Source organism: Streptomyces lunaelactis, assembly GCF_003054555.1.
Lineage (GTDB): Bacteria > Actinomycetota > Actinomycetes > Streptomycetales > Streptomycetaceae > Streptomyces > Streptomyces lunaelactis.
Window position 1 is genome coordinate 8014007 of sequence record NZ_CP026304.1, and the last position, 20732, is coordinate 8034738.

The following is a 20732-nucleotide window of genomic DNA, read 5'->3' on the forward strand; positions in this document are numbered from 1 at the left end:
CGGTTGTTCTGGATCACGATCCGAGAGCTTAGGTTAGGCATGCCTAAAAGTGCCAATTCGTCGTGTCGCGCCCCCGGTTCGCGGGGGAGGTTCCCGATGTGGTTAAGGTGAGCCTTCCCTTACCCCTTCGCGTTCGCTCTGCTGTTGAGGAGTGCCCTGTGATCCCGGCCCCGGCATTGGCCCCGGCCTCGGCGCCGACGTTGACGCCAGGGCCGACACCGTCGTTGACACCGGCCGGCCCTGCTGTGAGCTGCTCCGCCCTGCTCGCATCCACGTATCGACGGCTCACCGCCCTGTGCCGGGCGCTCGACGTGGATGTCGCCCAGCCCTGCGCACCGGCCGGCCAAGGCTGGGTCGACGGCGCCGAACTGGCGTACCGTCCGGAACTCCTCGACGCCTTCCTCGACACCGAGGCGGTACGAATCCAGAACCGGTACGCGCACACCGCCCGGCCCGATGTCGTCGCATCCCGCGCGCTGCACGGCTACCTCTGGTCCGTCTGCCTGCTGATGGCCGGCCCCTGGTACCTGGAGCGGCGGGTCCCGCGGATCCGTCCCGGCGACGTCCACGTCAGCCGGACGGCCGATGCCTACGCGGTCGTCCCCGGCGGCTTCGCCTGCCTCCCCGGAGATCCGGCGGCCGGACTTCCCGGCGCTCGCGTACTGCCCCACGAGGAAGCCCTGCGTGGCGAGCTGCGTGCGGTGGTCGCCGATCACGTACGGCCGCTGTTGGCGGCGCTCGGTCCACGGCTGCGGCGAGGGCCGCGAGCGCTGTGGGGCATGGTCGGCGACGATCTGGTGTCCGGCATCTGGCACCTCGGACGGACGCTCGGCGAGGAGGAGCGTGCTGTCCGGGAAGCGGGCGAGCTGCTGCCGGGGCCCGTCCCGCCGTTCCCCGGCGGCGCCGGATTCCGCCAACTGGCAGGCAGTGACGGGCAGTCGTATCCCACCCGTACGCGCCTCGGCTGCTGCCTCTACTACACGATCCGCCCCGCCCAGGCCTGCGGCACCTGTCCCCGAACCTGTGACGCCGAGCGGCTGCGCCGGCTCGAGGAGGCAGGGCCGTCGTAAGTCCGTACGGCTGCCCGAAGGTGAGGGCGTCGCTCAGGTGTTAAGAAACTTTGACATGGTGTCTGGATTGCTTTACATTCATGACATGCCATTCGAAGAGAAGAGCGCGTGGGTCATGGGGGTGCTGGCGGTCGGTACCTATACCGGCTACCTCATCGTCATTCTTGGGCGAGCGGGGGACACTCCTCTCGCCGAGGTGTCGTACGTGGCGCCGCTGCTGTGGGCCTTGGGCGTCTCGATCGCAGCGTCGATCGTGATCCATACACTCGTCGCGACGTTCTCGCCGAAGGGCGCCCGCAAGAAGGATCAGCGCGACAGGGAGATCAATCGGTTCGGCGAACACATCGGCCAGTCGTTCGTCGTCATAGGGGGAGTGGCGGCGCTCGGCATGGCGATGGCCGAGCTGGACTACTTCTGGATCGCCAACGCGGTCTACCTCGCGTTCGTGCTGTCGGCGATCCTCGGCTCCACGGCCAGGATCGTCGCGTACCGCCGAGGATTTCAGCCATGGTGAAGCCCACCAGGGTCACGAACGCGATCCGGGCCCTCCGGTTCACGCACGGAGAGATGACACAAGCGGAGCTGGCCGAACGCATCGGTGTGTCACGCCAGACCGTCATTGCCATCGAGCAAGGCAGGTATTCGCCCTCGCTCGAAATGGCATTTCACATCGCCAGGGTGTTCAAGGTCCCGCTCGACACGGTGTTCCAGTACCCGGACAGCGAAGGATAGCCGTCATGAAGGCAATGGTCAGGGACACGTACAGGCCACCGGATGGCCTGGAACTGATTGAGATCGACAAGCCGGTTGTCGGCGATGACGACGTGCTCGTACGCGTTCACGCCGCCGGCGTCGACCAGGGCGTCTGGCACCTCGTCACGGGCCTGCCGTACCTCCTTCGCATCGCAGGATTCGGGCTGCGCAGACCCAAAAACCGTGTTCCGGGTCTGGATGTCGCAGGGCGTGTCGAGGCGGTCGGCCGGAACGTGATCCGGTTCCAGGCCGGTGACGAGGCCTTCGGCACCTGTGAGGGCTCCTACGCCGAGTACGCCCGCGCGCGCCAGGACAAGCTCGCGCCCAAGCCGGCGAACGTCACCTTCGAGCAGGCGGCGGCAGTCCCCACCTCCGCTTTCGCCGCCCTCCAGGGGCTTCGCCGCGCTGCAAAGGTCCAGGCAGGACAGAAGGTGCTGGTCATCGGCGCGGGCGGCGGCGTCGGGACGTTCGCGGTGCAGCTGGCCAAGGCGTTCGGAGCGGACGTCACCGGTGTATGCAGCACGAAGAAGACGGACCTGGTCCGCTCGATCGGCGCCGACGACGTCATCGACTACACACGCGAGGACTTCGCGGACCGGCCGCGCCGCTACGACCTGATCCTCGACATCGCGGGCGGTCGTTCGCTGTCACACCTCCGGCGCGCTCTCGATCCTCGGGGAACGCTTGTCATCGTCGGATCCGAAAGGGGAGGACGGTGGGCGCAGGGCGTGGACCGCGCGCTGCGGGCGGCGATGCTGTCACCGTTCGTGAGTCAGAAACTGCGGATGCTGGTGTCCACGGAGAACGAGGAGGACCTCCAGCTGCTGGGGAAACTGATCGAAGGCGGCAAGATCACTCCGGTCCTCGACAGGACGTTCTCGCTGAGTGAGGTTCCCGAGGCCATTGAGTACCTGCGGGGCGGCCACGCATGCGGCAAGGTCGTCGTCACGGTGTGAGGAGAGACTCGGACGGTGCCCCGGCGGGTGCGAGGGCCCGCAAGGCGCGGGCTGGACGCTCAGCCGAGCGCCCGGAGCAGCCTTGTGCGGATCAGGGCTGCTCGGATTCCGGGATCAGATGCATCGCCGCCTCCTCCGCCGAGGCGGCGCCGTCGATGCCGACATCGGTGGCGAGCAGCTCCCTCTCCAGGTCGGAGTGGGCCCCCTCGTCAGGGGCCACAAGCCGGCCCGCGCGCTCCGCCCCGACCTCGTCGTCGATCAGCTCGCCGTCGGTATCCCAGACATCCCCCAGCCCGTCGCCCGCGGGAACAGTGATGTCCGGTGCTTCCTCGGCCAGCCGCTCATCAAGGCTCTCGCCCCGGCGCTGCTCCGCTGCGGTGGTGCCCACATGCTCCACGGCCCACGGTCTCTCCGGTGGCGAGTACCCGTCGGAGAGGATCTGCAGTGCGGGATCCTCGAGCGTGTCCTCGGCGTCCAGCAGCCCGGCATCATCCTGCACCTCGGACCCGTCCGGCTGGTAGACCTCGTCTCCCATGGAGCTCTCGCTCATGTCTCCTCCTCACGGTCCCGTGCTTTCAGTCTCCGCCAGGTTGTGGCGCCGGGCGCACTGGAACGCCAACGGCGCCCGGACGTGAGGTGAAGTCCGGGCGCCGTGGCTTTCGGGTGGCTCAGAGCCGGTCGGTGTTGTTGGCTGTCTCCCACGAAACCAATTTCCAGCTACCGGTCGTGTTCTCGTTGAGACTCGTTCGCAGATAGGCGGCGCCACCTGCGGGCATGTCGACAGTGAAGTGGAAATCGGTGCTGGTGCCGGTCCCACGGCCGCACGCCGTACGCGTCTCCGTCTTCAGCGGCGTCTCGTCCGTGAAGTTCGCGAAGATCTCGAATTCGGCCTGAGCACACCCAGTCGTGTGGGACTTCACTGAACCCTGGATCACGACATCTCGGTTGTGGAAAGTCACGCCGCCTTGGGCGTATCCATAGGTGGCATCCCAGAGGTCAATCGGTTGAGTGTTGACGGCCGCAGCCGTCCCCGTTCCCATGACCCCGAAGAATCCGGCGCACACCGCGACGGTGGCAACGCTACCCATCAATTTCTTCACGACGTCTTCCCTCCCGTGAACAGACGAGCACGAGTGAGCCCATGCGCGTCCTGACATCAGTACTTACCCGAAGCCCGGACACGAGTTCACGACCCGACCGCCGGGTGCGCGGTGGTTTCAAGGGGTCGGGATGCCGCCGAGTCGCGCCGGGGGGCCGAAGCGGACGGGGACGCCCGGCGAGTACAGCACGCTCACCGGTTCTCCCTTCGGCTGGGGAAGTCCTGCTGCCGCCACCAGGTCCTCGTCGCACTCGATGAGATCGGCACGGTGCAGGGGCCAGCGCGGATGGGTGTTCGGCAGGTAGAGCGAGCGTCCGAAGAACGTGTTGTGCATGCCCCAGCGGGCGGTCAGGAAGTGTTCGAGCTCGCTGGGCGCCTCGACGGGCTCCCCGATCCGCAGAGCGATCCGGCTGTGCGCGCCTCGTGGTCCGGGCCAGCGCCTCGTGCTGGTGTACGTGAGCGTGTCGCCGTCGCGCCGGATCGCCATCCGGGACCACTGGTACGGCAGCCGGAACACCGTTCTCGCGACCGCGACCGGGATCAGCCGGGAGGCATCGAGTGAGCGGAAGACCACCCCGCGGCGGCCATGGGCGTCCCTGGAGTAGAGACGGACATTGGTCTCGGGAAAGGTGCCCAGATAGGGAACGCCGGGCAGGCGGAACCAGCCCACGCGGTGCATCCGGAAGGCGACGAGTCCGATGTAGGTGACCCCGTGGAGCGAGTCGGGAACGGTGCCGGCCGGAAGGAGTGGTGCCACGTCGGCCGGATCGGCCGCCCAGTGCAGGAACGCCAGGTCCAGCCATGACTGGGTCAGCAGGGGGCTCACCTCGGGGTGGGGCGAGTCGGCCGTGATGGATTGCGGGGTACGGGGCGTGTGCGGCACATGGTCAGCATCGCAGAGCCCACTCGGCACCCTGGCCCGCGCCCCCGCGTCTACTGCAGTGCGTGTACCGCCGCCCTGAACGCCGCCGGTGCGCGGCGAGCCGTCGGAACGATCAGGCGGGCTGTGGCGGGATACCGAGCTGCTCGCAGCAGGCCCTCGGTGAGCAGCCGGTGACGTCGCGTCAGCCGGGCCCACTGCGCGGGGTAGGCCTCGGGGCGGTCGGCGGCCAGGCACCTGACCGCCGCTGCGGCCGTCGCCATGGCCAGGGCGATGCCTTCGCCCGTCAGTGCGTCGACGTAGCCCGCCGCGTCGCCGACCAGCAGGGTGCGTCCGGCCCGTTGGCTCCGTGCGCGCTGTCGCAGGGGCCCGGCGCCGCGCACGGGACTCGCCTCCCGGCCCCGGAGCAGAGCGGCGAGGGCGGGAAACAGTGTCAGGTGCTCGTCGTAGGAACGGCGGTCGCGGCTGAGTACGGCGACGCCCACCAGGTTGTCCCCGACCGGCGTCACGTACGCCTCGCCCTGGCGGGACCAGTGGACTTCCACGAAGTCCGTCCACGGGGCGATGCGGTAGTGGCGGCGCAGACCGTAGCGGCGCGGTGGACCCCCGGGACGGTCCAGGCCGAGCTCGTGGCGCAGCGGGGAGTGCAGGCCGTCTGCGGCGATCAGCCAACGCGCTGTCAGCCCCGCCGCGCCGGCACTGTCGTGTCCCTGGCGGATCCCCCGCACCTTGCCTTCCGCCATCGATACCCCGAGTTCCACGGCGCGTTGATACAGAGCGGAGTGAAGCGCGGTGCGGCGTACGCCGAGCCCCGTACGGTCCCGGAACGTGGCCTCCGCGCTGCGGGCGCCCTCGAGGTAGCGGATCCCGCGCAGGTCGTGGCCGGGCACCTCGACACCCAGGGACCGCAGCGCCGCCACACCGCTGGGCATGATTCCCTCGCCGCAGGCCTTGTCGACGGGAGCAGCGCGAGGTTCGACGACGACAACCTCCATCCCCAGCCGGGCGGCATGGATCGCCGCCGCCAGGCCGGCCGGGCCTCCGCCGGCCACCAGGAGATCGATCACGTCCGTACGTCCACTGCCGCCACGGAGCCGAGCGCCCCGTCCTCGCACCGGATACGGACCGCCATGAGCACCGCGTTGAGCACGGTGAAGACGACGGCGGTCACCCAGGCGCCGTGGACCAGCGGCAGCGCCAGTCCCTCGGCGGCGACCGCGACGTAGTTGGGGTGGCGCAGCCATCGGTAGGGCCCGCCGGTCACCAGGGGCAGGCCCGGGACGACGATGACTCGGGTGTTCCACTGATAGCCGAGCGTACGGATGCACCACCAGCGCAAGGTCTGTGCGGCGACGACCACGACGACCATGGTCCAGCCGAGCAGCGGCAGGAACGGGCGGTCGGCCAGCCGGACTTCGGCGAGACAGCCCGCCAGCAGTGCGGTGTGCAGGGCGACCATCGCCGGGTAGTGGGCTCTGCCGGCTTCGGTGCCGCCCCGGGCGAGGCTCCAGCGCGTGTTGCGCAGTGCCACGGCGAGTTCGGCGAGACGCTCGGCTGCGACAGCCAGCACCAGAGCGGTGTACCAGATCATGCGTCCTCCGACCTACCAGCGCAGCAGTACCAGTTCGCAGCAGAAGCCGGGCCCTATGGCCATCAGCAGACCGGGAGTTCCCGGTTCGGGCCGCTTCTGCTCAAGCGTGTCCCGCAGGACGTGCAGGACCGAGGACGAGGACAGGTTGCCCACCGCGGCCAGCGAGCGCCAGGTGACGTCGAGTGCGCCCTCGGGAAGCGAGAGGACATCGGAGACGGCTTCCAGGACCTTGGGGCCACCGGGGTGGCACACCCAGTGGGCCACGTCCTTCGGCTTGAGGCCGTGCTCCTGAAGGAAACCGTGGACGTCGTCGGCGAGGTATTGGCGTACGACGTCGGGGACGGCCGGGTCGAGCACCACTTTGAAGCCGGAGCTCCGGATGTCCCAGCCCATGACGCGTTCGGTGTCCGGGTACATCCGGCTGCGGGTGGCCACCACCTCGGGGCCGGCCGTCGTCGCCCGCCGGTCGCCGACGGCGACCACGGCGGCGGCGCCGTCGCCGAACAACCCGGTCGCCACCAGGTTGGCGGGCGTCGCGTCATCGCGCTGGAAGGTGAGGGAGCAGAGTTCGACCGAGAGCAGCACGGCCACGTGGTCGGGCCAGCCGAGAAGGTAGTCGTGCAGCCGAGCCACACCGGCGGCCCCGGCAACACAGCCCAGGCCGAAGACGGGCAGCCGTTTCACATCGGGTCGCAGGCCGAGACGGCCGACGAGCCGTGCGTCGATGGAGGGCGCGGCCACGCCGGTGACGGACGTGAACATCAGCAGATCCACATCAGTGGGACGCAGCCCTGCGGTCCGCAGCGCGCCGCGGACCGCCTCGGCACCCAGATCGACTGCCGCGCCGATGAAGACGTCGTTGGCGGCGCCGAGGCCGTCCAGCTCGCAGTAGCGCTCCAATGGGAGCACTACGTGCCGCGTGCGCACCTGCGCGTTCGTGTGGAGCCGATCCAGGACACGGCGGTCGGCGCCCGGTGGCAGGCACATACGCGCCACCAGGTCGGTGATCTCGCGCTGGGTGTGACGGTGGGGTGCCAGTACGCCGTGAACAGCTGCGATCCGGGTCATTCAGGTTCCCGCTTCGGAGGGATCATGACCGCATCACTGCCCGAGCACGGGCGTGGGGACACCGTAAGTCGCCCGTGCGGCTGCCACATTCGTCCGGCACGAGTGCCTACCATCACACGATGGGCGCTACGGATCAGTCGCAGGTGTGCGGGGCGACCGCGTTTCCGCTCCGCCGTGCGGTGGGGCTGGCGAGGTCCTGCCATCCGGGGCCCGTGGTCGCTGTGACGTCCCTGGCCACCGCACTGGCAGTCAGCGCCGGCCTTGGCGGCGCCCGTTGCGCTCTGATCGGCGCTGCCGTACTGGCCGGCCAGCTCTCGGTGGGGTGGTGCAACGACGCGTTCGACGCCCAGCGCGATGCCGCGGTCGGCCGCCGGGGAAAACCTGTGGCCGATGGTGCGGTGAGCCGGAGCGCGGTGTGGGCGGCGGCGTTTGCCGCCCTCCTGCTGTGTGTTCCGCTGTCGCTGGCCTGCGGCCTCCTGGCCGGCATGGTGCACCTGGCCGCGGTGGTGGCGGCGTGGCTGTACAACCTGAAGCTGAAGGCGACGGCGCTGTCCTGGCTTCCGTACGTGGTCGGATTCGGCGGCCTGCCCGCTGTCGTCGCCCTGAGTCTGCCCGGCCATCCCTGGCCCGCGTGGTGGGCCGTTACGGCCGGAGCACTGCTCGGTGTCGCGGCCCATCTGGGCGACGTGCTCCCGGACATCGGCGACGACCTGAAGACCGGACTGCGCGGTCTGCCGCACCGGCTGGGTGTCACCGGCACCCGGCTGTTGCTGCCGGTCCCCCTGGTGGCGGCAACGGCGGTTCTGGTGCTGGCGCCCGCGGGACCGCCGAGTGCGTGGGGAGTGGCCACGCTCGCGGCGGCGCCGCTGACGGCGCTCGCGGGGCTCGCACTCGGCCGGTACTGGCGCGAGGCGGCGCTCGCCGGGACGATCGCCGTGGCGGCGGCGGATCTGACACTGCTCCTGGTACGGGGGACCGCCCTTGCCTGACCATCCGTTCTCCGTCCGCTTGCTGCCGGTGCGGTGGGCTCAGTGGACGGGGTATGCCTCCTCCGTCCCCGGGCGTTCGAACTGGGTGCGGTACAACTCCTCGTAGCGGCCGCCGGCGGCCAGCAGTTCGGTGTGGGTTCCGCGTTCGACGATCCGGCCCTCCTCGACGACCAGGATCAGGTCGGCGGCCCGTACGGTCGAGAGCCGGTGGGCGATCACGACGGCGGTACGGCCCTCCAGCGCCTCGCCCAGGGCCTCCTGGACGGCCGCCTCGGAGGTGGAGTCGAGGTGGGCGGTCGCCTCGTCGAGGATGACGACCCGCTGGCGGGCCAGCAGCAGCCGGGCGATGGTCAGCCGCTGCCGCTCGCCTCCGGAGAGCCGGTAGCCGCGCTCGCCGACGACGGTGTCCAGACCGTCGGGCAGCGAGGCCACGAGCCCGGCCAGCCGGGACCGGCGCAGCGCGTCCCAGATGTCGTCCTCGGTGGCGTCGGGCCGGGCGAGGAGCAGGTTGGCGCGGATGGACTCGTGGAAGAGGTGGCCGTCCTGGGTGACCATGCCGATCGTTTCGCGGATCGAGGCCGAGGTCAGATCGCGTACGTCAATGCCGTTCAGCCGTACGGAACCGGTGTCGGCGTCGTACAGCCGGGGCAGGAGCTGCGCGATCGTGGACTTGCCCGCGCCGGAGGAGCCGACCAGCGCGACCATCCGGCCGGGTTCGGCGCGGAAGGAGACGTCGTGCAGAACGTCCGTGCCGCCGCGTGTGTCGAGGGTGGCGACCTCTTCGAGGGAGGCGAGGGAGACCTTGTCGGCGGAGGGGTAGCCGAAGCGGACCCCGTCGAACTCCACGGACACCGGTCCGTCCGGCACCCGGCGGGCGTCCGGCTTCTCGGTGATCAACGGCTTCAGGTCGAGGATCTCGAAGACCCGCTCGAAACTGACCAGGGCGCTCATCACCTCGACACGGGCGCCGGCCAGTGCGGTCAGCGGTGCGTAGAGCCGGGTGAGGAGCAGGGCGAGGGCGACGACGGCTCCCGGGTCGAGGCTGCCGCGCAGTGCGTAGTAGCCGCCCAGTCCGTAGACGAGGGCGAGCGCCAGGGCGGACACCAGGGTGAGGGCGGTGATGAACACGGACTGGGCCATGGCGGTACGGATGCCGATGTCGCGCACCCGGCGGGCGCGGGCGGCGAATTCGGCGGACTCGTCGGCGGGCCGTCCGAAGAGTTTGACGAGGGTCGCGCCGGGGGCGGAGAACCGCTCGGTCATCTGGGTGCCCATGGCGGCGTTGTGGTTGGCGGCCTCGCGCTGCATCTTGGCCATGCGGGAGCCCATCCGGCGGGCGGGGACAACGAACACCGGCAGCAGGACGAGGGCGAGCAGGGTGATCTGCCAGGAGATGCTGAGCATCACGGCAAGCGTCAGCAACAGGGTGACGAGATTGGAGACGACGCCGGAGAGGGTGTTGCTGAAGGCCCGTTGGGCCCCGATGACGTCGTTGTTGAGGCGGCTGACGAGTGCGCCGGTGCGGGTGCGGGTGAAGAAGGCGACCGGCATCCGCTGGACGTGGTCGAAGACCGCCGTGCGCAGATCGAGGATCAGCCCCTCGCCGAGGGTGGCCGACAGCCAGCGGGTGAGCAGACCGAGTCCGGCCTCGGCGACGGCGATGACGGCGATCAGCAGCGCGAGCCGGGTGACGGTGCCGGTGTCCCGGCCCTGGACGATCGCGTTGACGACGCGTCCGGCGAGCACAGGTGTGGCTACGGCGAGCAGCGCGGTGACCACACTGAGCAGCAGAAAGCGGTACAGCTGCCGGCGGTGCGGCCGGGCGAAGGACGCGATGCGGCGCAGGGTGGCCCGGGAGAAGGGCCTCCGGTCCTGTTGGGCGTTCATCGCGCTGTGCAGCGATGTCCACGCGGTGACTTCCATGTCCATGGGCGTGCCTCCGGAGTCTGGTGGGCCGACGCGGTTCCCGTCGGCCGGCGTGGCCCGGGGCGCACCCAGAACGCTAAGACCTCAACCAAACTTGAGGTCAACCATTTCCCCAAGATGCCACCCCGCACCGACCAAGGATCGGGGCCAGGTCAGGCAGGGGGCCGTTCTGTCTCGATCAGCTCGTTCGGCCAGTAACGGCTGGGCAGCATCATGGTCATGGCGGTCTTCTCCGGGTGGATGATCAAGGGGAAGAGCGGGCTGCGGAGGACCCCGTCGGGAAGGTGGCGACGGGAGACGATGATGTCGGTGCAGTACACCTCGGCATCTCCTGCCAGGCTCTGAGGCACACGCATCCTCATCTCGTACTCCATCTCACTGGCGAGCGTCCTGGAGAAAGCCGCGAGCTCCGCGTCCTCCTGGCCTGTGCCCTTCAACGCGTACAGCGCTCGTGCGATACCACGGAGGCGGTCGGGGTCGTCGTCGAAGGCTGCGGTGTCGGGACTGTAGATCACTGTCGACGGGTGGTCGTGACCGCCCGGCCGGAAGAGCAGTTCGTTCGCCTGCACCAGCGAGGCCCACACCAGGCGCCCTTCCCGGAGCAGAGTGTTCTGCTGTCGCAGAATCTCCTGTAGAGGTTCCGCAGCTGCTATCCATTCGGGCCGGGGAATTCGGGCGTACCTACGCTTGTCGAGGAAATCGAACGAGCGTGGTGCGGGGCCGAGGTTCGACCGGCACTCATTAAGGCACTCAACTGCGGACCTGGTCATGAGCGGAAGCTTAGAAGCAGGCACCCGCGGCCTGTGAACAACGGGCCGCCCCCATCGACGCCCGGGCGCGCGGGCCCGGCTACATATTGATCATGTGGCCGGCCAGTCCGTGGAGCGCCTCCTTCACAGCCTCGCCGAGGGTGGGATGGGCGTGCACGTTGCGGGCCACCTCATGCACGGTCAGGTCCCACTGCTGCGCCAGCGTCAACTCGGGCAGCAGCTCGGTCACTTCGGGGCCGATGAGGTGGGCGCCGAGAAGTTCCCCGTGGCGGCCGTCGCTGAGGATCTTCACGAAGCCCACGGGGTCGCCCAGGCCATGGGCCTTGCCGTTGGCGGTGAAGGGGAACTTCTGGACCCGGACGTCGAAGCCCTGCTCGCGCGCCTGCGCCTCGGTGAAGCCGAAACTGGCAATCTGCGGCTGGCAGTAGGTGGCCCGGGGGATCATCACATAGTCCAGTTCCATGGTCTCGGTGTCCGCGATGGTCTCGGCAGCGACGATCCCCATGGCTTCGGCCGCGTGCGCGAGCATCAGCTTCGCCGTGACGTCACCGATCGCGAAGATGTGCGGGACGCTGCTGCGGCAGCGGGCATCGACGTCCACCGCGCCGCGGTCGGTCAGTCTCACGCCGGTGTTCTCCAGGCCGTAGCCGGTCACCCGCGGCTGGAAGCCGATGGCCTGCAGCACCTTCTCGGTCTCCAGGATCTGCCGCTGGCCGCCCGTGGTGACGTGGACCCGCACCTGCTCGCCCGAATCGTCGATCGCCTCGACGCGGGTCGAGGTCAGGACGTCGATGCCCAGCTTGCGGTAGCGACGGGCGAGTTCGGCGGAGACCTCCTCGTCCTCGAGCGGGACCAGGCGGTCCAGGAACTCCACCAGCTTCACCTGCACGCCGTAGTTGTGCAGGACGTACGCGAACTCGACGCCGATCGCGCCCGCGCCCGCGATGACGATGCTGCCGGGCAGCTCGTCGCTGAGGATCTGCTCCTCGTACGTCACGACGCGCTCGCTCAGGCTGGTACCGGGCAGCAGTCTTGTCGTGGTGCCCGTGGCGAGAACGCAGTGGCCGAACGTGACGGTCTGGACCGTGCCGTCCGCGGCCCGCACCTGCAGGGTGTGCGCGTCAGTGAAGAAGCCGGTTCCGTCGTACTCGGTGATGCTGTTCTTCTTCATCAGGTAGTGCACGCCTCTGACGCGCCCGTCCGCCACCTTGCGGCTGCGCGCGAAGGCCTCGTGGTAGTCAAAGCTGACCCGGCCCTCCACCCGGATACCGAAGGTCTTCGCCTCCTGGGTGAAGAGATGAGCCAGCTCGGCGTTGCGCAGCAGCGCCTTCGACGGGATGCACCCCACATTCAGGCACACCCCGCCCCAGTACCTCTCCTCGACGACCGCCACGGACAGTCCGAGCTGCGCACAGCGGACCGCTGCGGTGTATCCGCCGGGACCGGCTCCGAGAACCACCACATCGAAGTGCGTACTCATACTCAGCACGATAGGACCGGGTGCAGGGGCGCGCAGTGCAAACCGCTCCTCACGGCACCGTCGTCATCCGGCTCAGCGGTGCCGCGCGGGAGAGCTGGAAGCCTCGTAGATTGATCAGCGGGCAGGGCCGTGGACCGCTGGAACGGGCAGGCGCGTGATGGCATGACTCTCGACTACGCAGCGCTGTTCGCCGCCACGCCCAGCCCCTACCTGGTGCTCGATACACGTTTCGTCATCGTCGATGTCAACCACGCCTATCTCCTGGCAACGCTCCGAACGAGGGAAGAGCTGCTCGGGCAGTACGTCTTCGACGCCTTCCCCGACAACCCCGCGGACTCCGAAGCCGACGGAGTGCCGAATCTCGAGGCCTCGCTTCACCGCGTCCTGACCTCCCGCAAGCCCGATTCGCTGGCCCTGCTGAGGTACGACATCCCGCTCACGGAGACCCCTGGTCTGTTCGAGGAGCGGTGGTGGTCCACGATCAACACCCCGGTCCTGAAGCCGGACGGCACCGTTGCATGGATCATTCACCGGGTCGAGGACGTGACCGCCTTCATCCACGCCCGCCACCCGGGCGTGGCGCGTGGCGCGCGGGTGGAGGGGATGGAAGCCGAACTCTACGCACGGGCACGCGAGCTGCAGCGGCTCAACGAAGAACTGCGCCTGGCACACGCCCGTGAACGCCACGTCGCGCTCGCTCTGCAGGAGGCCATGCTCCATGCACCCGATCTGAACAAGCACCAGGACATCGCGGTGCGCTATCTACCCGCCGTCGGATCGCTGAACGTGTGCGGCGACTGGTTCGACATCGTCGACCTTCCCGATGGCAGCTTCGCCGTGGCGGTGGGTGACGTCGTCGGCCACGGGCTGCAGGCCGCCACCGTCATGGGAATGCTCCGCAGCGCATTGAGCGCCGCCGCCCGCGCCGTCGAAGGCCCGGCCACAGCACTGGAAGTGCTGGGACTCTACGCCCGCTCCGTCGACGGGGCTCTGGCCGCCACCGCCGCCCTGGCATTGATCGACACCGGCCGCCGCCTGATCACCTACAGCAGCGCCGGCCACCCGCCGCCCGTCCTGCTGTACCCCGACGGTGCCTGGGAGCTCCTGGACCAGGCCACCGACCCGCCGCTGGGCGCCCGCCCCGTACACGCTCCGCGTCCCCAGGCCGTCCGCGCCTACATCCCCGACACCGTCCTCGTCCTCTACACCGACGGACTCATCGAACGCCGAGGCGAGGACATCGACGTCGGTCTGACCCGTCTCACCGACGCCTTGACCCGCCACCGACGACTCGGACCGGGACGCCTCGCCGACGCCGTGCTGGCCCAGCTCGACGTGAGTGGCGGGGCCCGCGACGACATCGCTCTCGTCATCGTGCGTCTGTGACCGCGCGGTGAGCACCCCGAAAGGAAATCCCATGTCCCAGGACTCCGCCGCCGCCCCCTCCGCCTCCTCCGACGACGACGCCACGGACAGGGTCGACAGCCTGACGTACGTCAGCCGCGGTGCTGCCGATGGCACCAATGCCGTCCGGGTCCCGGCCGAGGATGTGGCTGTCGCTCCTGACAGAGGGAGGTGCCTTCCCCAGTGACCGATCATGACCGGCCCGGCCGGCCGCGCCCCGTCGAGCGCCTCGCCGCGTTCATCGCCCTGGCGGCGCTGCCGGTCGCGATGGCGACCCTCATCGTGGGAGCGGTCATGAACTGGGAGGCCACGGTGGCCGCCGTCGCGGCGTTGCTGGTCGGGGTGACGGCGGGCTGGCACGCGGTCTCGCGCAAAGGGATGCGACGCGCGTTGGCCGGACTGGGCGCCGCTCTGGCGCTGGCACTGCTGGTGGCCGTCGGCTTCCTCACGGACCTCAGCCTGCCGCGTCTCGCGTTGGTCCTCGTGCTTGCGGCGCTCTCCGCGGCAGCGGCGCGCGTCGCGCTGCGCCGGCGCGGAGGGTCCGTCGAGGCGGCGCGGGGACCCGCCGCGAAGCCGGCCCGCCCGGTCCTGCTGATGAACCCGAAGTCCGGCGGAGGCAAGGTCGAGCGGTTCGGCCTGGTGGACGAATGCAGCCGCCGCGGCATCGGAGCCGTCCTGTTGAAGCCGGGTGAGGACCTGCGAGAACTCGCCGAGCAGGCGATCGCGCGCGGTGCCGACGCGATCGGCATGGCCGGCGGGGACGGCTCGCAGGCGATCGTCGCGGAGGTCGCCGCGCGACACGACATCCCGCACGTCGTGGTTCCCACGGGCACGCGCAATCATCTCGCGCTCGACCTCGGACTGGACCGTGACGATGTCGTCGGCGCCCTCGACGCGTTCGTCGACGGGGTCGAGCGGCGGATCGACCTGGCGACCGTCAACGGCCGTGTCTTCGTCAACAACGCCTCGCTCGGCCTGTACGCGCGCGTCGTGCAGTCGCCCCAGTACCGGGATGCCAAGCTCAAAACCGCCGCGGAGACACTCCCCGACCTCCTCGGTCCGGACGCGGTCCCGCCCGACCTGCGCTTCACGGGGCCGGACGGTGCCCCGTACCCCACGGCGCAACTGATCCTCGTCTCGAACGGCCCCTACCAGCTCGACCGACTCGAAGGCCGCGGCACCCGTGAGCGCATGGACTCCGGGAGGCTCGGCGTGGTCACGCTCACGATCCGCGACACGGCCGAAGCCGTACGGTTCACGACCCTGCAGGCGGCCGGGCAGGTGCGGCGGTTCCCCGGCTGGCGCCAGTGGACCGCGGAGCGGTTCGAGGTGCGCTCGGGTGCTCCCGTGGCTATCGGGGTCGACGGCGAGGCGCTGACGCTCGAGCCGCCGATCGTGTTCGCTACGCTGCCCGGGGCCCTCCGTCTGCGGCTTCCCCGGCACGCGGTCGGCATCTCCCCAGCGGGCCGGGCGGTCCACCTGCTCTCGCGGTCGACCGTGGCCGCTCTCGCCGCGGTGTGCCTCGGCCGCCCGGCGGACGGGCACAACACGGCCGGCGCCTGATCCGGCGTGGCTGCACGGCCGGTTTACCTCGGCAGGCACAGGCGCGAGGGAGTTCGGGTGCCCTCGTGTGTCGGCTCGGCCGCTGGGTGCCCGGAGCGCCCGCATCGACGCCGTCTCCGGGAGCCGGCTACACCAGCCCAGGGTCGGCCGACTGCCCTGGGCGTCACGCCGCCAACGGCCGGTCCGTTGGGGCGACGGGGGCAGGGAGCACGGTGGAGCCCGTCAGATAGCGGTCCGTGGCCGCCGCGGCGGACCGTCCCTCCGCGATGGCCCACACCACAAGGGACTGGCCGCGCCCCGCGTCGCCCGCGACGAAGACCCCGTCCGTCCTGGTGCGGCCTGTCCGCTCGTCCTGCGGGGCCGTTTCGGCAGCGAAGGCGGCGTTGCGGGCGAAGTTTCCCCGGTCGTCCAGCGTGAGCCCGAGCTGCCTCATCAGGCCGGTGCCCCGTTCGGGACCGGAGAAGCCGAGCGCCAGCAGGACCAGCTCCGCCGGGATCACCCGCTCGGTGTCCGGCCGCGGCCTTCTGGCCTCGGGTTCCACTTCCGTCAGGCGCAAGGCGCGCACCTGGCCGGCCGGGCCTCCTTCGAAGTGGAGGGTGGCGGAGGAGAAGACCCTGGGATCCGTGCCCTCCCGTCCCCGGGCCTCTTCGTGGGCGTGGGAGATCCGGTAGACCTTCGGATACGTGGGCCAGGGCTCCGTGTCCGTCCGGGCGTCGCCCGGCTCCGGGTTGATGTCCAGCTGCACCACGGAGGCCGCGCCCTGGCGCAGGGCGGTGCCCAGACAGTCCGAGCCGGTGTCCCCGCCACCGACGATCACCACATGCTTGCCCGCGGCGGTGACGGGGTGCGAGGGGTGGTCGCCCTGGCTGACCCGGTTGGCGAGGGTCAGGTAGTCCACGGCCTGATGGATGCCGAACAGCTCGCGGCCGGGGACGGGGAGCTCCCGCTGCTCCATGGCTCCGACGGCGACGACCACCGCGTCGTGACGCCGCGTGAGTTCGGTGGCGTCGAGATCGCCGCCGACGTCCACACCGGTGCGGAACCGGGTGCCCTCCGCCCGCATCTGCTCGATACGGCGGTCCAGGTGCCGTTTCTCCATCTTGAACGCGGGGATGCCGTAGCGCAGCAGTCCACCGATGCGGTCGGCGCGCTCGTACACGGCGACGGTGTGGCCGATACGGGTGAGCTGTTGCGCCGCCGCCAGCCCCGCGGGCCCGGAGCCGATGACGGCGACGGTCATCCCGCTGAGCCGCTGCGGCGGTTGCGGTGCGGCGTACCCGCGTTCCCAGATCTGGTCGGCGATGGCCTGCTCGACGTTCTTGATCGTCACCGGATCGGCGTTGATGGTCAGCACGCAGGCTTCCTCACACGGCGCCGGGCACAGCCGCCCGGTGAACTCGGGGAAGTTGTTCGTCGCGTGCAGACGCTCGGCCGCGGCCCACCAGTCGCCCCGCGCCGCGTACGCGTTCCACTCGGGGATGAGATTCCCCAGCGGGCAGCCGCTGTGGCAGAACGGTATGCCGCAGTCCATGCAGCGCCCGGCCTGCTCGGACACGAGCGGAAGCAGCGACTGCCCCGCGTAGATCTCGTTCCAGTCGCTCAGCCGCTCCTCGGCGGGGCGCGCCGGCACGGGCCGACGGGGTGTCCTGAGGAAGCCGTGAGGGTCGGTCATGGGCCGCCTCCATCGCTCACTCGCGGTGCAATAGGGCGTTCTGGCCAGCCTACGCCTGCTTTGTTCCGCTTTCACCGGTCGATGGGCCGGCAGGCAGGCCGCAATCTTTTCCGGCACGGCACTATGAACTGATACGTCCTCTCGCTACCCTCCGCGCATGATTTCCACGGTTGTCTGGGGTACCGGCAACGTCGGCCGCGCGGCCATCCGTGCCGTAGAGGCCCATCCGGCCCTGAAACTCGCGTCCGTGCTCGTCCACAACCCCGACAAGGTCGGCCGCGACGCGGGCGATCTCGGCGGGCTCGACTGCGAACTGGGGGTCGCGGCGACCGACGACATCGACGCGGTACTGGCCGCCGGCCCCCACGCTGTTGTGTACGCGGCTTCTGGTGACATCCGCCCCGACGAGGCACTCGACGACATCGTCAGGGCCGTCCGGGCCGGGGCCGTGGTCGTCACGCCCGCGCTGTACCCGCTCTACGACCAGCGCAATGCCCCGGCGGAGTTCCGGGACCCGGTCCTTGCCGCCATCGCGGACGGCAGCGGCTCGCTGTTCGTCTCGGGCGTCGACCCCGGCTGGGGCAACGACGTACTGCCGTTGCTGATCAGTGGACTCGGCAGCACCGTGGACGCGATCCGCTGCCAGGAGATCTTCGACTACTCCACGTACGAGCAGGAGCACTCGGTCCGGTACCTGGTCGGCATGGGCCAGCCGATGGACTACGAGCCGATGATGCTCCTGCCATCGATTCCGACCATGGTGTGGGGCGGGCAGATACGGCTGATGGCCAGAGCCCTCGGTGTCGAACTCGACGAGATCAGCGAGACATTGGAGCGACGTCCGCTCGATGCCACGGTGACCACCAGGACGATGGGTGAGTTCGAGGCCGGCACCCAGGGGGCGGTGCGGTTCGAGGTGCAGGGCATCGTCGAGGGCGAACCCCGCATCGTCATCGAGCACGTCACCCGTATCCACGCGTCCTGCGCACCGGACTGGCCCACGCCTCCCGGTGGTGGCGACGGGGCGCACCGGGTGATCATCGAGGGCCGCCCGCGCATCGAGGTCTCGGTCGAGGCCACCGACGAGGGCGAGAACCGGTCCGCAGGCGGGAACGCCACTGCGGTCGGCCGGCTGGTCGGCGCCATCGACTGGCTCGTGGACGCGGAACCCGGACTGTACGACGCGCTCGACGTCCCGCTGCGCCCCGCAGTCGGCAAACTGGGAAGGAAGCAGCCATGAACATCGACATCCCCGAGGGCAAGCACCCGATCGAGTACGTGTGGGGCGACATGGTCCCCGGTATCGGGATGGCCGCCGCGAACTTCTCGCTGTCGGTGTATTCCCACACGACCCTGGGACTGCGGGAGTTCGAGGCCGCGCGGCTGCGGATCGCGCAGATCAACGGGTGCATGTTCTGCCTCGACTGGCGCACCGACCGGGACGGGCAGAAGGTCGAGGAGGAGTTCGCCGATGCGGTGACCGAGTGGCGTACGGCCGACGCCTTCGACGAGCGCACACGGTTGGCGGCCGAGTACGCCGAGCGGTACGCCCTGGACCACCACAACCTCGACGACGAGTTCTGGACCCGGATGACCGCGCACTACAGCCAGGTCGAGATCGTGGAGCTGAGCATGAGCATCGGCTCCTGGCTGGCGTTCGGCAGGCTCAACCATGTGCTGGGCCTGGACGCGGTGTGCGTGCTGCCCACGGGCTGAGGTGGGTGGTCCGGGGCCGCTCGGTGAGCCCGGCCGGCCCCGGCCTCGGACTCACCCCGCAGGGGGCTCGTACGGCCGCCTCCTGACAACGAACTCTCCGTCATCAGGCCGCCGTTACAGGTCGGTGGCAATGATCTTTTCAATGTTCCGTTCGGCGAGCGCTGTGATGGTGACGAACGGGTTGACGCTGGTGTTGCCGGGGATCAGCGAGCCGTCGATGACGTACAGGCCGGGGTGGCCGTGGAGGCGGCCGTAGTTGTCGGTGGCCTTGTTCAGCACGGCGCCGCCGAGCGGGTGGTACGTGAGGTGGTCGCCCCAGATCTTGTACGTGCCGAAGAGGTCGGTCCGGTAGATCGTCCCCTCCTTCGCGTTGATCTTGTCGAAGATCGTCTTGGCCATGTCGATGGACGCCTGCTTCCAGGCGGTCTGCCAGTTCAGATCGACCTTGCCCGCAGCGGCGTTCCAGGAGAACTGGGCACGGTTCGGGTTCTTGGTGATCGACAGATAGAACGAGGCGTAGGTCTCGATCCCGGTGGGCAGCGGTGCGACCTCGGCGAACGCGCCACCAGCAGCCCAGTTGTCGATGCCGGAACAGGGAATGCCCGACTGGACCTTGCCGGTCGGGTCCCACAGGTGGTTGGCGCGCCCGCACATGACGTTGCCGTTGTCGCCCCAGCCCTTGCCGGTCTCGCTGTTCAGGTTGGGCAGCGCGCCGGTGGCCTTCAGCTTGACCAGCAGCTTGCTGGTGCCGACGCTGCCGGCCGCGAAGAACACCTTGTCCGCGGTCACGGTCTTGGTGGTCGTGGTGTCGCCGTTGGTGTTGATCTGGTCGATGACGACGGTGTAGCCGCCACCGGCCGCCGGGGCGACCGAGGTGACCTTGTGCAGCGGCGAGATGGTGACCTTGCCGGTGGCCTTGGCCTGGGCGATGTAGGTCTGCTGGAGCGACTTCTTGCCGTGGTTGTTGCCGTACAGGATTTCGCCGGCCACCGCCGACTTGGGGACGGTTCCGGCCGCCTCCTGCTTCATGTAGTCCCAGTCGTATACGTCCGGCACGAAGATGAACGGGAAGCCGGAACGCTGTGCGTGCTTGCGGCCGACCCGGGCGTACTGGTAGCAGTCGACGGTGTCGAACCAGGCCGGGTCGATGGTGCTGACCCCGAGCCCGGCGTTGGCGCGCGGGTAGTAGGTGCCGTACATCTCGTCGGCGTTCACCGACGGGAGGACGGCACCGAAGTTCTCCCGTCTGGGGGTGACGGCCATGCCGCCGTTGACCAGCGAGCCGCCGCCTACCCCGCGGCCCTGGTAGACGATGATGCCGCCCATCTCCTCGGCGTCCAGGATCCCGGTGTGGCGGGGGGTGTTCTTGTCGATCGGGAAGCCGAGGAAGTTGCTGATGGGCTGTTTGGTCTTGGTGCGGAGCCAGTAGGACCGGTAGTCCGGCGAGGTCGTGTTGCAGAAGATCTTGCCGTCCGAACCGGGGGTGTCCCAGGCCATGCCCATCTCGATCATGTGCACGTCGATGCCCGCCTGGGCGAGACGCAGGGCGGCGACGGAGCCGCCGTATCCGGTGCCGATCACCAGGACCGGGACGTGTGCCCCGGGGTCGATAGGAGCGGCCGCGGCGGCGGCCTTCGCCTGAGCTGCGGTGGGGTGACCCGCGAGGGCCACGGCTCCCAGAATAGAACTGGTTCCAGCGATGAATCTGCGGCGCGAGACGCCTTTGGAACCCTTGTCATGCATGACGGAGTCACTCATGTGATGTTCCTCACTCTCGACGGAGTGAGAACAGGTT

The 20732-nt window shown here is 69.5% G+C and carries 21 protein-coding genes; 10 read left to right on the plus strand and 11 right to left on the minus strand.

The features are described from left to right. Positions 1 to 245 precede the first annotated feature (245 nt). The 4 genes from SLUN_RS36645 (at position 246) to SLUN_RS36660 (ending at position 2779) form a co-directional block, all read left to right on the plus strand. Entirely contained in the window at positions 246 to 1070 is an 825-nt protein-coding gene (locus SLUN_RS36645) for a (2Fe-2S)-binding protein (protein WP_257153865.1), read from the plus strand. Between the two features lie 85 nt (positions 1071 to 1155). Beyond that, positions 1156 to 1584, plus strand: coding sequence for a hypothetical protein (locus SLUN_RS36650; RefSeq protein WP_108154174.1), 429 nt, complete (start codon positions 1156 to 1158; stop codon positions 1582 to 1584). Then, a complete protein-coding gene (locus tag SLUN_RS36655; RefSeq protein WP_108154175.1) occupies positions 1578 to 1802 on the plus strand; it encodes a helix-turn-helix transcriptional regulator in 225 nt (74 codons plus the stop codon). The genes SLUN_RS36650 and SLUN_RS36655 overlap by 7 nt, the downstream gene beginning before the upstream one ends. A 5-nt stretch (positions 1803 to 1807) precedes the next feature. Beyond that, on the plus strand, positions 1808 to 2779 hold the full coding sequence (locus SLUN_RS36660) for an NAD(P)-dependent alcohol dehydrogenase (protein WP_108154176.1): 972 nt from the start codon (positions 1808 to 1810) through the stop codon (positions 2777 to 2779). 91 nt (positions 2780 to 2870) lie between these two features. Here SLUN_RS36660 and SLUN_RS36665 read toward each other — a convergent pair whose 3' ends face one another. The 6 genes from SLUN_RS36665 to SLUN_RS36690 all read right to left on the minus strand — a co-directional run bounded on the left by SLUN_RS36665 (position 2871) and on the right by SLUN_RS36690 (position 7417). After that, positions 2871 to 3329 (minus strand): DUF5709 domain-containing protein, encoded by a 459-nt coding sequence (locus SLUN_RS36665; protein ID WP_108154177.1) that lies wholly within the window; start codon positions 3327 to 3329, stop codon positions 2871 to 2873. A 118-nt stretch (positions 3330 to 3447) separates the two neighbouring features. Further along, positions 3448 to 3879, minus strand: a complete 432-nt coding sequence (locus SLUN_RS36670; RefSeq protein ID WP_159100415.1) for a hypothetical protein — start codon at positions 3877 to 3879, stop codon at positions 3448 to 3450. Between the two features lie 117 nt (positions 3880 to 3996). After that, on the minus strand, positions 3997 to 4761 hold the full coding sequence (locus SLUN_RS36675) for a YqjF family protein (RefSeq protein WP_108154179.1): 765 nt from the start codon (positions 4759 to 4761) through the stop codon (positions 3997 to 3999). A 50-nt stretch (positions 4762 to 4811) separates the two neighbouring features. Beyond that, complete coding sequence (locus SLUN_RS36680) at positions 4812 to 5825, minus strand: NAD(P)/FAD-dependent oxidoreductase (protein WP_108154180.1); 1014 nt, start codon at positions 5823 to 5825, stop codon at positions 4812 to 4814. Next, on the minus strand, positions 5822 to 6349 hold the full coding sequence (locus SLUN_RS36685) for an isoprenylcysteine carboxyl methyltransferase family protein (protein ID WP_108154181.1): 528 nt from the start codon (positions 6347 to 6349) through the stop codon (positions 5822 to 5824). The genes SLUN_RS36680 and SLUN_RS36685 overlap by 4 nt, the downstream gene beginning before the upstream one ends. 12 nt (positions 6350 to 6361) lie before the next feature. Beyond that, positions 6362 to 7417 carry a type III polyketide synthase gene (locus SLUN_RS36690; protein WP_108154182.1) on the minus strand — a complete coding sequence of 352 codons (1056 nt, stop codon included), beginning with the start codon at positions 7415 to 7417 and terminating at the stop codon, positions 6362 to 6364. Positions 7418 to 7536: 119 nt separating this feature from the next. On the opposite strand from SLUN_RS36690, the gene SLUN_RS36695 reads away from it, so the two are divergent. Continuing rightward, complete coding sequence (locus SLUN_RS36695; protein ID WP_108154183.1) at positions 7537 to 8406, plus strand: UbiA family prenyltransferase; 870 nt, start codon at positions 7537 to 7539, stop codon at positions 8404 to 8406. 39 nt (positions 8407 to 8445) lie between these two features. Here SLUN_RS36695 and SLUN_RS36700 read toward each other — a convergent pair whose 3' ends face one another. The 3 genes from SLUN_RS36700 to lpdA form a co-directional block, all read right to left on the minus strand. Continuing rightward, the gene (locus tag SLUN_RS36700; protein WP_108154184.1) at positions 8446 to 10335 is read right to left on the minus strand and encodes an ABC transporter ATP-binding protein; all 1890 of its coding nucleotides are present in this window, start codon (positions 10333 to 10335) and stop codon (positions 8446 to 8448) included. A gap of 149 nt (positions 10336 to 10484) precedes the next feature. Next, the gene (locus SLUN_RS36705) at positions 10485 to 11102 is read right to left on the minus strand and encodes a hypothetical protein (RefSeq protein WP_159100416.1); all 618 of its coding nucleotides are present in this window, start codon (positions 11100 to 11102) and stop codon (positions 10485 to 10487) included. A 79-nt stretch (positions 11103 to 11181) separates the two neighbouring features. Continuing rightward, positions 11182 to 12582, minus strand: coding sequence for a dihydrolipoyl dehydrogenase (lpdA, locus tag SLUN_RS36710; RefSeq protein ID WP_108154186.1), 1401 nt, complete (start codon positions 12580 to 12582; stop codon positions 11182 to 11184). A 162-nt stretch (positions 12583 to 12744) separates the two neighbouring features. On the opposite strand from lpdA, the gene SLUN_RS36715 reads away from it, so the two are divergent. The 3 genes from SLUN_RS36715 to SLUN_RS36720 are packed head-to-tail and all read left to right on the plus strand — an operon-like array spanning position 12745 to position 15549. After that, positions 12745 to 13968, plus strand: a complete 1224-nt coding sequence (locus SLUN_RS36715; RefSeq protein WP_108155150.1) for a PP2C family protein-serine/threonine phosphatase — start codon at positions 12745 to 12747, stop codon at positions 13966 to 13968. Between the two features lie 31 nt (positions 13969 to 13999). Next, complete coding sequence (locus SLUN_RS39750) at positions 14000 to 14173, plus strand: hypothetical protein (protein WP_159100417.1); 174 nt, start codon at positions 14000 to 14002, stop codon at positions 14171 to 14173. After that, positions 14170 to 15549 (plus strand): diacylglycerol/lipid kinase family protein, encoded by a 1380-nt coding sequence (locus SLUN_RS36720; protein ID WP_108154187.1) that lies wholly within the window; start codon positions 14170 to 14172, stop codon positions 15547 to 15549. The genes SLUN_RS39750 and SLUN_RS36720 overlap by 4 nt, the downstream gene beginning before the upstream one ends. Before the next feature lie 163 nt (positions 15550 to 15712). On the opposite strand, the gene SLUN_RS36725 is transcribed toward SLUN_RS36720, so the two are convergent. Then, positions 15713 to 17221, minus strand: coding sequence for a glutamate synthase subunit beta (locus SLUN_RS36725; protein WP_108154188.1), 1509 nt, complete (start codon positions 17219 to 17221; stop codon positions 15713 to 15715). A 157-nt stretch (positions 17222 to 17378) separates the two neighbouring features. Between SLUN_RS36725 and SLUN_RS36730 the strand changes: the two genes are divergently transcribed. Both SLUN_RS36730 and SLUN_RS36735 read left to right on the plus strand, forming a co-directional pair. After that, on the plus strand, positions 17379 to 18461 hold the full coding sequence (locus SLUN_RS36730) for an NAD(P)H-dependent amine dehydrogenase family protein (protein WP_108154189.1): 1083 nt from the start codon (positions 17379 to 17381) through the stop codon (positions 18459 to 18461). Next, positions 18458 to 18937: a carboxymuconolactone decarboxylase family protein gene (locus tag SLUN_RS36735; RefSeq protein WP_108154190.1), complete on the plus strand. Its 480-nt coding sequence runs from the start codon at positions 18458 to 18460 to the stop codon at positions 18935 to 18937. Before SLUN_RS36730 ends, SLUN_RS36735 begins: the two co-directional genes overlap by 4 nt. 114 nt (positions 18938 to 19051) lie before the next feature. Here the strand turns inward: SLUN_RS36735 and SLUN_RS36740 are convergent, their stop codons facing one another. Continuing rightward, positions 19052 to 20695, minus strand: coding sequence for a GMC oxidoreductase (locus tag SLUN_RS36740; RefSeq protein ID WP_108154191.1), 1644 nt, complete (start codon positions 20693 to 20695; stop codon positions 19052 to 19054). Positions 20696 to 20732 lie beyond the last annotated feature (37 nt).

Excerpts from the sequence above, each read along its gene's own strand:
- SLUN_RS36650 (WP_108154174.1), top strand. The coding sequence starts at position 1,156 with ATGCCATTCGAAGAGAAGAGCGCGTGGGTCATGGGGGTGCTGGCGGTC.
- SLUN_RS36655 (WP_108154175.1), top strand. The coding sequence starts at position 1,578 with ATGGTGAAGCCCACCAGGGTCACGAACGCGATCCGGGCCCTCCGGTTC.
- SLUN_RS36660 (WP_108154176.1), top strand. The coding sequence starts at position 1,808 with ATGAAGGCAATGGTCAGGGACACGTACAGGCCACCGGATGGCCTGGAA.
- SLUN_RS36665 (WP_108154177.1), bottom strand. The coding sequence starts at position 3,329 with ATGAGCGAGAGCTCCATGGGAGACGAGGTCTACCAGCCGGACGGGTCC.
- SLUN_RS36685 (WP_108154181.1), bottom strand. The coding sequence starts at position 6,349 with ATGATCTGGTACACCGCTCTGGTGCTGGCTGTCGCAGCCGAGCGTCTC.
- SLUN_RS36690 (WP_108154182.1), bottom strand. The coding sequence starts at position 7,417 with ATGACCCGGATCGCAGCTGTTCACGGCGTACTGGCACCCCACCGTCAC.
- SLUN_RS36695 (WP_108154183.1), top strand. The coding sequence starts at position 7,537 with ATGGGCGCTACGGATCAGTCGCAGGTGTGCGGGGCGACCGCGTTTCCG.
- SLUN_RS36700 (WP_108154184.1), bottom strand. The coding sequence starts at position 10,335 with ATGGACATGGAAGTCACCGCGTGGACATCGCTGCACAGCGCGATGAAC.
- SLUN_RS36705 (WP_159100416.1), bottom strand. The coding sequence starts at position 11,102 with ATGACCAGGTCCGCAGTTGAGTGCCTTAATGAGTGCCGGTCGAACCTC.
- lpdA (WP_108154186.1), bottom strand. The coding sequence starts at position 12,582 with ATGAGTACGCACTTCGATGTGGTGGTTCTCGGAGCCGGTCCCGGCGGA.
- SLUN_RS36715 (WP_108155150.1), top strand. The coding sequence starts at position 12,745 with ATGACTCTCGACTACGCAGCGCTGTTCGCCGCCACGCCCAGCCCCTAC.
- SLUN_RS39750 (WP_159100417.1), top strand. The coding sequence starts at position 14,000 with ATGTCCCAGGACTCCGCCGCCGCCCCCTCCGCCTCCTCCGACGACGAC.
- SLUN_RS36725 (WP_108154188.1), bottom strand. The coding sequence starts at position 17,221 with ATGACCGACCCTCACGGCTTCCTCAGGACACCCCGTCGGCCCGTGCCG.
- SLUN_RS36730 (WP_108154189.1), top strand. The coding sequence starts at position 17,379 with ATGATTTCCACGGTTGTCTGGGGTACCGGCAACGTCGGCCGCGCGGCC.
- SLUN_RS36735 (WP_108154190.1), top strand. The coding sequence starts at position 18,458 with ATGAACATCGACATCCCCGAGGGCAAGCACCCGATCGAGTACGTGTGG.
- SLUN_RS36740 (WP_108154191.1), bottom strand. The coding sequence starts at position 20,695 with ATGAGTGACTCCGTCATGCATGACAAGGGTTCCAAAGGCGTCTCGCGC.